We start from the raw sequence: 12,587 nt of genomic DNA, 5'->3' as shown, positions 1-12,587 counted from the left end.
CTTGCCACAATGACAGATTAAGGGTGTTGTGGGTGACGGTCCTAGATAGCCACAGCTCATCGGAGGCATGGCGTGCGATATTGCGGTCGAGATCACTACCTTGACGCAGACGTTGGGGCAAGTACGGTACCCACCACCCACCTAGCTAAGAATAGCTTCCAGTGGTGCAGCGTAGTCCGTCGAGGAGGGACCTTCAATGAAGAACAACTCTTCACCCGATTCGTTCCCTTGGGGTTCACTTTTAGTGAGGCGCCTTAATCACCAGCCAGTGTGGAGGTGTATGCATTTTGAACCGTCCCGGGTTTGATGCCGCTATCTTTTTTGAGAAGGATAGTGAGTATGCCCAAGAATTTTCCCCCTGAAGTCCGTGACCGTGCAGTGCGCATGGTGCTGGATCGATTGCCGGACTACCCATCGGTGAATGCTGCTTGCAAAGTGGTGGCTCCGAAGCTCGGCGTTGGCACCGAGTCCCTGCGCCGCTGGGTCATCCAAGCCCAAATTGATGCTGGTGCGAAAGAGGGCCCGAGCAGTAACGAGCTGGAGGAGATCAAGCGGCTGCGGGCCGAGGTGCGGGACTTGAAGGAGTCCAACGAGATCCTCAAACAGGCCTCGATTTTCTTCGCGAGGGAACTCGACCCTCGCCGCCGCTGATCTGCCGATTCATCGATGAAATGCGCGCCGCTGGTTACGCGGTCGAGTCGATCTGCACCGTCCTGCGAGGTCAGGGCGTGCAGGTCGCCGCACGAACCTACCGGGCTTGGAAGAAACGCCTCCCCGCGCTGCGCACCATTGAAGACGCACGGATCACCGACGCACTCCGAGCGCTGAACGTCACCGATGCGAGGGGTCGTCCCCGGCCCGAGATTATCTATGGGCGCCGCAAGATGACGGCATGGCTACGACGGAACGGCTTCCCGGAAGCCTCCAAACACACGGTGGATCGTCTCATGCGTGATGAGCGCATGAACGGTCTGGTTCGCGGAAGGAAGACCCGCACGACGATCCCTGGCAAGGACGGCCGCCGCGCCGGTGACCTGCTCAACCGGGACTTCAGCGCACCGGCGCCGAACCAGGTCTGGGTCACGGACTTCACCTATGTCCCGGTATATACGGGCTTTGTCTACGTGGCCCTGGTCATCGACCTGTACTCACGGGCGATCGTTGGATGGGAAACCTCCACGATCAAAGACACCGCCTTCGTGGAGCATTGCCTGCGCATGGCGTTATGGCGCCGCCAGCACACCGGCCGGCCCGTCCCGGAGGGGCTGATTCATCATTCCGATGCGGGAAGTCAGTACACTTCGATCCGATATACCGACACCCTGGCGTTGGAAGGATTACAACCATCCATCGGCAGCGTGGGCGACGCGTACGACAACGCCGCCGCGGAAACCGTCATGGGGTTGTTCAAGAACGAAGCCGTCGCCAAGGACTCACCGTTTCGCACCGGAGCATTGAAGACCGAAAGTGACGTCATCGAGATCGTCTTCGAATGGGTGCACTGGTACAACAACGACCGCTTGCACTCCGCCCTGGACCACCAAACACCAGATGAATACGAGCAGTCCTACTATGATTTACAAATCGGCTCGTTACCCGACGACGCCGCCCACAAAACGGCGGCATGATTCCCAGGACGGTTCATTTTTCCAAATGCTACGACCATCGTTGTATCCATTGCTGGACGCAGTAAGGCCCAAATGTACCTGTTGACGATCATTAGACATCTGTGTTGCTTCTCGTCCAAACCCGAATTTTCTTGGAACAAGCTATTTCATAGGGAGGCTCTCAAGCCACATTCCGGGTACTTCCGACAGTCCTTGTTCGATAGTCCCTGCAACTTCGAATCCCCTTTCGGGGTCGGCGATACCATTGGCCCACACATCGCCGTAGCCGTGTCCCTGCAAGAAGAGTTGAACACCTTGGATGGTGGTACTCATGATGATCATGTCACCAAGATCAGGCAAGACATACTGCCCATACGGGTGGCCCGTCAGGTGGCTTGCGCTTCCATGTGTCAAGGCCTCAATGAGACCCTCCCGCTGGAGCGAATACAAGGCATCCAGACACCGCCTCATTGCTTCTTGCGGTTCGCCAAGGTCCAATATAGGTAGAAGATCGATATATCGCACCACGATATGCTTGCGGCACCAGTCGGCCATCACTTCTATTTCCACTCCGCGCATTTCTCGTCGCATAATCGAGTAAATGATGTAATGGATTTTCAGTGAGTCTGATGACAACCGGTTGACGAGAGCGGTCCAGGAGACACCGCGGTCATCTAGCCCCTCCGGTGTTCTGGCAGATGCGAGGACACCGCTCAGGTACTCAGCGACGAACTCATCGTCCGTGTATTGCGAAGATTCCAGGATCGCCGCCGCCACTCGCGGGGGAACTCTTCCGGCTTTGGTGCTGTCCACCTTCTGCGCTGCAAGTTCGAGAACCTTCTTGGTCTGCCGACTCTGCGACCACATCTCCACCTTTTGCCCGAGGTGTAGGCCGTAGGCGTCCGCAGGCGGTCCCAGGACCTTCTTCAGCAATGACGTGCGGAGTTCCGTGTTGGAATCCGAATCGGGTGCTAGTGCATTGGCTATGCTGGCTATGACTGGTGCTGCAGTTATCGGATCCATCATTCCTGATTCTATTCGGCGGTAGTCATTACATTTCAACATGTGAATGTGCCCTTTAGGGCGGGCAGACCGCGGGGATTCGGTCTCTGTGAGACCTTATCCGGGAGCATCGATTCGCAATGAATCATTGCCGGGTTTCTACCGCAGCTGCACCGGACTCATTAATCCCGCAAAGATTGTCTCAAAAGCAATTGTCGGGACTGTATTTTCACATCGCTGGACCTGGCATGGTGTAGATGGGATTAGGTGCGTTGATTGTTGGAGCGCATCACTAGGCACAAGCACCAAACTCCAACGATTGCCCAAGCTGCAACGGAGCTATCCAGCCTGATCTTGGTGAATAATACCAAAGGTCATTTCCAGCCGGCTCGCTGCAACTTGTCGGCAATGTGGTCCTTCCCGGTGCGTCGTAGGTAGGCAAACAGTTGTGGGGCCGGCGGCCAGTTACTCCGGTAAGGATTAGGGCAACTGCCAGTGAATAGCCCACCCCCAGGGCTTGTTGACAGCCCACCGCCTGTGCTTGTCGAGAGCCCACCGCCTGAGCTCGTTGACAGCCCACCGCCAGAGCTGGTCGACATGCCACCGCCTGAGCTCGTTGACAGCCCGCCGCCAGAGCTGGTCGACATGCCACCGCCTGAGCTCGTCGAGAGCCCACCGCCAGAGCTGGTGGAAGCGCCGCCACCCGAAGATTTGGAGAGCCCCCCTCCGGATGATGTGGAAAGGCCTCCACCATTGGATGTCGAATTGTCTCGGGGCCACGTAGTCATGATTGAAACCTATCTCATGGCACCGACAATCTCTGCGACTGAACATTTGAGACGGAACCTTCTTGGGCATGATAGCTATATGAGTCGAGGGCTTCCGAATGAAGAAAGCCTTAAAGTGTCCCGGTGGAGGTCCCCTGGCGGGCACGTGCCGTTGGTGATAAAGACTGTCGAATCTAAATTCGTCTCTCGGGGTGGAGCAGAAATGACCTTCGACCGTCTCATAACCTAAGTGTCTCGGATCCCATGAGTTACGAGGCACTTTAGTTACGAGACACTGCAATTGCTTGGGGAAAGGGCTTGACTGGCTACTAGCGGGCCCCTTCACCAGACTCGTGGAGGTGCTAAGTAGCAGGTCAGCCTAGAGAAGTGCTAACAGCGTGCAGGTACTCTGATCCGAAAATGGTCAATGTGGGACTGAGCAGTCGGCATGCCCACTTTCTGCGTTCGACGCGAGCGTCGCTGCCATTTCTCCTGGAGAGTAATGCAATAATTCAAGAATTCGCCCAGCATTTCGGCGCACCAACAGCTTTCGTTCGTCACTATATCGCTGCAGCTCCATCGATTCCTGGCATCACGTCGTAGTTGATCTACCCCGCATTCCTGACGATGGTTTCATCATTCAAAAAGTGCGACGGCCCGTACATTGACAGAGTCCAGCATCCAGGTTCCCATTCGCTTCTAGTGCTTCCTGCTTCATCAGTGCGAACCCAGCGAAGATCAGCACGGTAGATACTGCCGTTCACATGCAATTCAACATTTGCATGTGCAACGGCGGCGGCAATGTGGCGCACACGCAAAATCGTCCAAGTAGAAAGCTGAAGATTCTCGTAAAGATCCTTTGCCTGGACAGCGAGCTGTCCAACAGATGAGCGTGTGTTACCAAGTTCCATGAAGTGAGCGCCAACTAATGCCCATTGTCTCTTCCTCCACTTCTCAAGAAAGTCCGTGCAAACCTGCGCGACCTCTAGCGGTTTCTCTGCGTTGAGGTCGGGTGCGTAATCGTGGGGTTGCCACTTTTCAAGCCGGGCTTTCTGGTCCTGGGTTCCCTTCCACCGCATCACAGATTCCTTCAGCGAGGGAATGGATTCAGGGGGCTTTAGCTGTCGTTTCCTGGAATCAGCCCAGTCCGCAACGGCAAATAGGCGGTTCCAAGCCTTGGTGGCGACAATTTCGTTGTCGAAATTTACCAACATACCGTGAACAATGCCATTGCGGAACAGTTCGGTAACCTCGGTTGTCTTGGTCTGTCGGAAGCCCTTGATGAACGACTGGTGGGCATGACCCAAACCGAGGTGATGCCCTGCAACGCTGTCCCATGCCACCAAGTCTTGGGCTTCGCGGGCGTGAAGGCCTTGGCGGGCGCTGGTTTCTAGGTCATTTACGAATCCGTCCATCACTGACAGCAGCACGAGAACAGTGCTGTAGTAGCGGCCAGCTTCGTAATCAGCGAGTGCCTTCTGGAGCAACTCCATGCGGGGCCGCATTGCCTCGAAGCGGTGAAGGCGAAGAAGGGGGAAAGCGATTCGACCGTCGGTTTTGTAGTAATCAATTAGACGCTTCTCAGCAGTCCCCGTATCCTCAGCAGCGATGACATCCTCGATCGCGGCGAGATTAATGTCGTCGGTGAACACCCAGTTCCGCTCTCCAAGGAGTGCGTAAAACCGGTCAACAGTTTCGGTGAGGCGATGGTGATCCTTTTCCAGCTTTTTGAGTTGCTTTCGTTGATCTTTGGGCAGTATGAAACCTAGCAGCCTAAACGCTGCTATCTGCTGTGCCATCTTTTTGAAAGAGGGAAGATCACGCGCCGACCCATATGGAACCACCTGAGGTCTATCCACCATAGCAACGACCGTACCAGTGACCGCCTAACTTTTCGTGCCATTTGTGAAACTGCACCTCGGCTAGCGCTGGCAAGTACGACAGCGTCGAAAGCAATACTCATGTGGACGGGAGGGGGGGTGTCCCTATGTTTTTCGTCAAGGGGTTGGACGGATTTTCTTCAAGGTTTCTTGTTGCAATGATTTTGGGCAGGAGTCGATGACTGGCGGTCTGGGTCCGCCAGCGGCTGCTTGGTGGTGATCAGGTTGTTTTCGGGGTTGGTGCTTCGTAGAAGGTGCCGTCGCGGAGCATCGCGAAGAGGACGTCGCAGCGCCTGCGTGCGAGGGCGATGAGGGCTTGGTTGTGTCGTTTTCCCGCGGCGCGTTTTCTGTCGTAGTAGGCCCGTGAGAGCGGGTCCTTCAACGCTGCGAAGGCGGAGAGGAAGAAGGCCCGTTTGAGGGACTTGTTGCCCTTCTTGGAGGGGTGATCGCCGCGGATCGAGGTCCCGGAGCGCCAGGTCACCGGGGCGAGGCCAGCATAGGACGCGAGGTGGCCGGCACTTTGGAATTCTTTGCGGGCGACTTCGGTGATGATGCGGGCTTCGGTCCTGACCCCGACTGCTGGCATGGAGGTCAGGACCTCGTGAAGAGGGTGGGCCTCCACGAGGGATTCGACTTTGGTGAGGATCTCTTGGCGGGAGGTGCGTAGCTGTTTGAGCATGGTGGCGAGTTGAGGCAAGACGATGCCTGCGGCGTGGGTGCCGGCAACGACCACGGTCTGCTCATCGAGGGCGGTGAAGATCTCGGTAGCCCAACCTTTCCCGGCCCGCGGCGCATGTTTTGTCAGCAGGGTCGTGACACGGCTCAAGCCGGCTTTGCGGAGCCTGTCCGGGGACGGGTACTTGATCAGTAATTCGGCCATGGCCGGGTGATCCAAGTGCTTGCCGATGACCCGTTCTAGGGCTGGGTGGATCTGAGTCAGCAGCCCCCGGATCCGGTTCGAGGTGGCGGTGGCCTGCTTTGCTAGGTCGTCATCGAAACCGCACAACATCGACAGCTCTGCGGCTTGCTCATCGGCGACCACGATCGAACGAAGGGTGTGCGGCAGGGATCTTGCTGCTTCAGCAATGATGGCCGCGTCGCGGGCGTCAGTCTTGGCCTCGCCCGGGTGCAGGTCAGCTATGCGGCGCATCGCTAGCCCGGGAATATAGCCGACCATGATGCCCTCAGCCTGGGCCACGGCCACCGGCAAGGCACCAATGGTCGAGGGCTGATCAACGACCAACAACACGGAGCCTTTGCCTGCCACTGCCTTGATAATGGCGCGGAGTTTAGTCTCGTCCTGAGGCAGTGCCCGGTCGAGAAGTTTTTTACCCGTACGGTCGATAGCGACCGCGTGGTGATCGCTCTTGCCGACGTCAACACCGATGAATATATCGATGTCCTCGTGGTTCTTGATCAATGCAAACCTCCCAGAATTTGTGAGTCTGAAATTCAGTGTTGGCATGTCCTGCGGCGGCAAGGCTCGGCATCCACATTACGGCTGACCTGCACGTTGGTCCTCGTGCTGGTCCGGTCCCCATTAGCGATCCCCTGGCGCCTATCGAATCTCGGTGACAACACCCCCCGGATTATTGATAACTGGGGGACTTAATCATGCCGGGACCGACAGGCCAACAACCCCAATTCTTACTCTTTAAGGGGCTGCTAAAAAGGTAACGGGGATCTGGATCAACGGTTTTTCGTGTAACTTCCGTAGATTTCTGTTCGAAGTGGCTCGCTTCGGTGAATGCATGATGGTGGCAAGCTCACGCACGGTTGGCGAATGTGAAGGCATGCGTGCGAGATTCGGCGCCGCTATGCGAGTTGAGGTGCCTCCAGTGGTGCGGGCATGAGAGAAAGAACCCTGTGAACCGGACCTCAACACTTGGTTCAACCTGTATCAGAATCTCATAGGATTCGAGACACTTGGGTTGTGAGACACCCAGTTACATTAGTCGTCGATTCCAGGTGTGAGGCAGAGCTCAGCATTCGCCCACAACGGTAAGTCAGCTGGCGCACAGTCGCACGGGATGATTTCAGCCTACGCTTCCCGGTAATGGAGTTGCCGAAGTTGGGAAGACCAGTCAATTCGATTTGGGATCGCAGTCCCGAATCTCGCCCAATGGTCCGTGCAGACATGAAATCCTTCAACAATATCCCCATTCCCGTACTTGTATATAAGCCAGACGTGAATGTCAGCCAATGGCGGATTCAATTGCGGCGGCATCAGATCGTGCGAATTCGACGGGGGCACACAGCTATTGAACTCTGCTGTCAGGTTCCCGGGTGGACCGAACGGGTACATCACCAGGTGCTTGTTCGGGTACCCGTTCAACTTCTCGGCCAGAGCCTGCACCCCACCTCGCTGCTCCTTGTCGACGATGTGCAGCGATTGCCGAACCAAATCCCACGGATTACGAGATGATGGTTCGTGCGCGACAGACCACTCGATTTCATGAGACTCATTGGCCAAATGCTGACAGCGTTGAACGCACAGCACTTTGACCCCGTCGGCGTAAGCACGAAGGCCGAGGACTGGGTAGGGATCGAGCCCAGGTTGCAAGGATCGTTCGTCGCGCGATGACCAGTGATTTTTACACCCGGGCTTCGCCGTCCACCGCAGGATATCTGCCTTGATCTTGTTGCGCACGGCCTTGCTGGCGCCTCCCACGATCCTGTACGGCATCATCACCCACACACAGTGGGGCAGTGTCGCATGTGGGATCGGGGCTAGGCTTTGTTGCGCCTCACGGACTGCATACGGAGCGGTAGTAATCACTTCCGCCACGTGGTTCCCATCGAGAGATAGAAGATCGGGCATTTTCGGCTTAGATCCGTTGTCGTGATGTTGAAATTCCACTTCAAGCTCGCCTTCGAGCACGATTTTCGCGTGCTCTTCTTCCGCCCTAAACGCCATGCTCTGCTCTCCCATGTGAACCTCCTGCCCAGCCCTCTCCCAAAGAGGGATGCATTACCGGCCAGGCTACTGAGACGAGCGTTGACGCCCCCGAAAGCTCATGTCGCCCGTAAGAGCTAGGCGCTCTTCAAATTTTTTTCAGATTCGTCAATTTTTTCTTCCGAAGTCGTGTCCTTCACATTAGAGGACACATCCTGCAAAAGAACTTTTGGCAAATACTCCTCGTGTTTTTTGCGTAGGTAGTCGATTCCCGCATCGTGTTCGGGTACTAAATTAAGAGCATTTCGGAGAAATTTATGCCGGTGGTTTGCACTGTTTAGGACCTCAGCCCAGGTCTTGACCCATATTGTAAATTTTGCATTCTTCGTGACAACCCCGAAAGGGAAATTAATCTGCTCGCGCTGCAAGTCGACTCCTTCATTGGTGCTGTTGCCAACCAGCCAAAAGTGCCAATTAATGTTCGGTTGAGCAAACCGCTCATCACTGACCATTGCCGTGGCGTAGGAGCGCAATTGATCTACATCGTCAGACTTTAGCTTATGTGAGGGGCGCTTAAGTTCGACGATCAGCATCTCATGCATATCTTGGTCGGTCTCCAAGCTTCGAGCTAGCACTAGATCAGGAATCCCATCCCGGCCATCCTCACGCTTGATGGGGTCACCGGCGCCCAGTTCGACGTCCTCGCCCAGATAGCTCAGGTGTTTCTTAGCGACGTCCACAAGACGCTCATCGTCTCCGGTCTTGGCCCATTCCTCACCGAAGATCCAGGTCTCAACCGCAAGAATCCGGTGAAGTTGAGTCCGCTCGAGCGTTGTCTTCCGAGGTTCCTTATCGAAAAGAAGGCTGTCGAGGCCTTTGAGGAAGTCAAGCCGATCCGCAATCTGCTTCGAAGACGATATCATGCTCGCTAAAGGAGTCCTTTCCAGCAACAACTGAAGCTCTTGCACCCTATCGTCTGGAAGATTCAACACTTCCTCTAGAACCCTGTGTAATGAACCAGGGCTTGCCTCCAGGGCCTCTTTGATTAGACGAAGGCTAAGCTTCTTGGCCTTAACTGATTTAGTATCGTTGACGACGCGGGCCGCAGTCAGTGCAACGATATTGAAAGCTTGCCTTTCGGCTTTCTCCACTGCATTAGTGGGAGCACCCTTATAGGGGTAAACCTCATCAGTTTGCCATTCAGAAACTATACGGCGCTCCTGCTCAAGAGTTCGTCTCGCCAGGTGTTTCTTCAATCCAACCTTAGCGGCAGATATTATTGTTGCCGCATCTGATTCTCCATCTTCATCGATCAACGCATCTTGTAAGTTATCTCGAAACCCATCCCATTTAATATATGCAGTAAATTCGGCGCCAGGTGCGTGAAAGCGCGCAGGGATGTCCGCGATAACGGATCCATCAGCGTCGCACAGAAAAATTTGACGAGGAACATTTTTCAAGTCCCACTCGATGCAGGTGACGCTCACGGCTCCGACAAGATCTTCTGGCAGGTTTAGCTCAATATCCGAGCAGTCAAGTTGCGCATCTTCCGGAGTGAGCTTCGCGCCTTTCCAGGACAAGTGGATCGAAGGGTATGTTTGAAGGTGCATGGCGAAGGTGATGAGAAGCTTGTTTCTCATTTCCTCGTCTTTAAGGAGGTCGCGCTCAGCCTCTTTTGTCAGGTTGAAAACCTCGACCTTCGTTCCCGTTTCGTCCGTACTTGGGACGGAGTCATCTATGTCGAAGTGACGCAAATCAGAAGACCGACCCGTGATTGCCGTTTTCTCCCGGCGCCCTGTGACTCCGTCTGCGACCGAAGACCAAACGACGTGCTCGCCTAAGCCGAACGCCGCATACCTTCCACGGCCCTGCTCCCCATGAACGGATCGCTTGTGTTTCTCAGTCCTTGCTCCAGGCCGCCTTTTCCACGACTCGCCGACGTGCTTGAAGGCACTGATCGCTCCGTCAGCCGACATCCCTAGTCCGTCGTCTTCGACGATCACTCCGGAGAATCCACCGATATCATTCTCCACAAGATGCACTCGGACCGTGTCGGCATCAGCATCCAGGGCGTTCCAAATCAGTTCTGTCAGCCCTTTCACTGGTTTACCGATGAAATTCTCGAGAAGGTGTTCCCCGGCAACGACCTCAAATTTTCCCATTTTTGTATTCTGTCATTAATCACACCGGAGAACGGGAGCACATCTAAACGTCCGGCCGTGTTTCAATTTTGAAAATTCCTGGGCGGCTTCACGGCCGTCAATTTACGCAATAGGGAAAACTCATGCAACGAGATCCATATGGGGCGTATCGTATACCTAGCCTGCACGGACTTCCTCGACCGGACAGGCCGAAGTGGATTTGGGGCAACTCGCGTAAGCCGGTGGTCGTGTATGGAGCCAGGCAAGATTCCTCCCGCGTCGCCGTTGCCAGCCTGCCTACCTGCCTACGCACGTTTATCCCGCACGATGATATTTGCGGTGAGGGGGCTAATCTGTTGCAGTCCTGCTTGTCTCGTATCCCTAGGGTTTTGAGACGTCTCACCGATTGCCCCCAGCTCCCCTAGGCGCATGCTTCAAATCCTGCAAGATCACAGGGAATTACCTTCAACCATTTTTTCTCGTAACTATGTCTCGAAACTATCTGGTTGAATTAAGGTGTTCACTATTAGTTATGAGACACATTGGAGTGCCCTGTGGGGAAACTGATCGGTTACGCGCGCGTATCGACGAAGCAGCAATCGACCGACCGGCAACAAGCTGGCCTCCTCGCCGCCGGCGTCCGGGCAGATGACCTCTACATTGACCAGGGCGTTTCTGGAGCGCGAGCATCGCGGCCTCAATTCGACCGGGCACTCGACGCTCTAATTACTGGTGACACCTTGGTAATCACGACGCTGGACCGGCTCGGGAGATCCACCCAGAACATGCTCAACTTCGCGCAAGAGCTCACCAAGCGTGGCGCGGGCCTACGCGTCCTCAACCTCGGCGGCGGCGATGTAGACACATCAACACCCATGGGATCGATGCTGTTCACCATCATGGCCGCCCTGGCACAAATGGAACACGATATTAAAAGCGAACGCATCACCGACTCCATCAATAAGCGCAGAGCAGCAGGCAAAGACCTAGGTGGCCGGCCTCGCCGCATCACCGACAGCCAAATCCAGAATGCCATCCGCCTCATAGAAAGCGGAGAACCCACAGCCCAAGTCACCCGCGACCTTGGAATGTCACGCGCCACCTTCTACCGACGCGCACAAACACTCCCCCTCCCAGACCCAACGCGGAACACTCAGAAAGACCAGCCCACTCCCCCACACAACTGAACGACTCTAAACGAATTCGCCCGTACCGTATGACGCCCCGTCACCGGACAAGTCACCGGACACCCTAAACGGACACTGCATGGCCCACCATTTGCAAAGCAGCAGGTCAGCGGCAGTTGTGTTCGGTGAAGGACCGGCTTGCGGGACGGTTTGGCAACGTCTATATGGGACACCCCTTTCGGGATGCAGCTCACTTACTAAAGTCCCTGGCAACCTTCCAGCTGCAGAAAAGTACCAGTTCCTGAGCCCAGAAAGTAGAGTCTTTTTGCAGTCGAACAACCCTGCACTCACGAGGCATTGGCTTGCGGCTTGGGATGGGACAGGATGTAGCTAGCAGGCACAGGGCGTAGAAAGCCTGGCATTCGCGTGGCTGGATTTCTGGGAGGAAGACGATGAGCCGGATTGATGATCTCCTTGCAGAGTCCAACGACCGTTGGTCGCTGGCCATGGGAAATGCTCAAGGAGCCGAGGATCTCGGGCTAGGTCCTGCTGTGAAGACTTATTACACACGATACGTTCCTGGTGGAGTCCTTGTGTTGCTGGTGTCCGGCATATGGGTAGGAAATCTGGTTTTCGGAGCTGCTCCGTCCGGATGGGCATCTTTGAGTTTCGGTTTCGTGTTCGCAATGGGTGGTGCCGCCATCGGGGGACTTATTTACAACTCCAAGAAGGTCGCGCCCGCTGCACGGCTCAACACCGTCAACGTTCTGTACCCTTTAGCGGCCGACGAGCGAAAGAGCATAAACCGCCAGATTGCGGGCAAGGCACCAGTAGATGAGCAACATTTACCCGTTGCCCGTGCGGGCGCGGTTCAGCAAAGAAAAAGCCTAGCCATGCAACTTGTCGTGTTGCCCGCGTATCTGTTCCTCTTCGCTTCTCAGTTCTCAAGCTGGGTCGAGCGGGGACACCCATTCATTTGGATCATGGCAGTGTTAGCCGCTGGCGCGACAGTCGTTATCGTATTCATAGGGCGTGACTTTAGGCGGACAACACGGTTCTTGACGGGCCCGGGAAGGTAATGCGACTTGGCGAGATTTCGTTCGACGACGTGTCCGTCGCCCAGACGTTCCCGCAGGAGGTTCCCCTGTGGAATGCCAAGGGAGAAGA

Annotated in this window: 8 protein-coding genes; 3 read left to right on the top strand and 5 right to left on the bottom strand. The window is 55.5% G+C overall.

Annotated elements, in window-relative coordinates:
* The first annotated feature begins 339 nt into the window (after positions 1–339).
* A protein-coding gene (locus BLV41_RS19830; protein ID WP_139244504.1) for an IS3 family transposase occupies positions 340–1,628 on the top strand; the annotation gives its coding sequence in 2 pieces (ribosomal slippage) (positions 340–613 and positions 613–1,628; 1,290 coding nt in all).
* 141 nt (positions 1,629–1,769) lie between these two features.
* Here the strand turns inward: BLV41_RS19830 and BLV41_RS19825 are convergent.
* The 5 genes from BLV41_RS19825 to BLV41_RS19800 all read right to left on the bottom strand — a co-directional run bounded on the left by BLV41_RS19825 (position 1,770) and on the right by BLV41_RS19800 (position 10,314).
* Positions 1,770–2,633, bottom strand: coding sequence for a hypothetical protein (locus BLV41_RS19825; protein WP_074713521.1), 864 nt, complete (start codon positions 2,631–2,633; stop codon positions 1,770–1,772).
* A 1,351-nt stretch (positions 2,634–3,984) separates the two neighbouring features.
* Positions 3,985–5,238, bottom strand: coding sequence for an SAM-dependent methyltransferase (locus BLV41_RS19815; RefSeq protein WP_139244503.1), 1,254 nt, complete (start codon positions 5,236–5,238; stop codon positions 3,985–3,987).
* A gap of 238 nt (positions 5,239–5,476) precedes the next feature.
* Positions 5,477–6,676, bottom strand: a complete 1,200-nt coding sequence (locus tag BLV41_RS19810; protein ID WP_244517045.1) for an IS110 family RNA-guided transposase — start codon at positions 6,674–6,676, stop codon at positions 5,477–5,479.
* A 621-nt stretch (positions 6,677–7,297) separates the two neighbouring features.
* Complete coding sequence (locus BLV41_RS19805) at positions 7,298–8,188, bottom strand: hypothetical protein (RefSeq protein WP_074713517.1); 891 nt, start codon at positions 8,186–8,188, stop codon at positions 7,298–7,300.
* 101 nt (positions 8,189–8,289) lie between these two features.
* Entirely contained in the window at positions 8,290–10,314 is a 2,025-nt protein-coding gene (locus BLV41_RS19800; protein WP_074713516.1) for an ATP-binding protein, read from the bottom strand.
* 533 nt (positions 10,315–10,847) lie between these two features.
* On the opposite strand from BLV41_RS19800, the gene BLV41_RS19795 reads away from it, so the two are divergent.
* Together BLV41_RS19795 and BLV41_RS19790 are read left to right on the top strand one after the other, a co-directional pair.
* The gene (locus tag BLV41_RS19795; protein ID WP_074713515.1) at positions 10,848–11,480 is read left to right on the top strand and encodes a recombinase family protein; all 633 of its coding nucleotides are present in this window, start codon (positions 10,848–10,850) and stop codon (positions 11,478–11,480) included.
* 392 nt (positions 11,481–11,872) lie between these two features.
* The gene (locus BLV41_RS19790; protein ID WP_074713514.1) at positions 11,873–12,499 is read left to right on the top strand and encodes a hypothetical protein; all 627 of its coding nucleotides are present in this window, start codon (positions 11,873–11,875) and stop codon (positions 12,497–12,499) included.
* The last annotated feature ends 88 nt before the right edge of the window (positions 12,500–12,587 follow it).

Source organism: Arthrobacter alpinus (genome assembly GCF_900105965.1).
In the GTDB taxonomy this organism is placed as follows: domain Bacteria; phylum Actinomycetota; class Actinomycetes; order Actinomycetales; family Micrococcaceae; genus Specibacter; species Specibacter alpinus.
Note: the sequence above shows the minus strand (reverse complement) of the source record. Positions and strands in the feature narration are given on the sequence as shown.

What these genes read in the sequence shown, in the direction of transcription:
- BLV41_RS19805 (WP_074713517.1), bottom strand. Translation starts at nt 8,188, where the DNA reads ATGGGAGAGCAGAGCATGGCGTTTAGGGCGGAAGAAGAGCACGCGAAA.
- BLV41_RS19815 (WP_139244503.1), bottom strand. Translation starts at nt 5,238, where the DNA reads ATGGTGGATAGACCTCAGGTGGTTCCATATGGGTCGGCGCGTGATCTT.
- BLV41_RS19790 (WP_074713514.1), top strand. Translation starts at nt 11,873, where the DNA reads ATGAGCCGGATTGATGATCTCCTTGCAGAGTCCAACGACCGTTGGTCG.
- BLV41_RS19825 (WP_074713521.1), bottom strand. Translation starts at nt 2,633, where the DNA reads ATGATGGATCCGATAACTGCAGCACCAGTCATAGCCAGCATAGCCAAT.
- BLV41_RS19800 (WP_074713516.1), bottom strand. Translation starts at nt 10,314, where the DNA reads ATGGGAAAATTTGAGGTCGTTGCCGGGGAACACCTTCTCGAGAATTTC.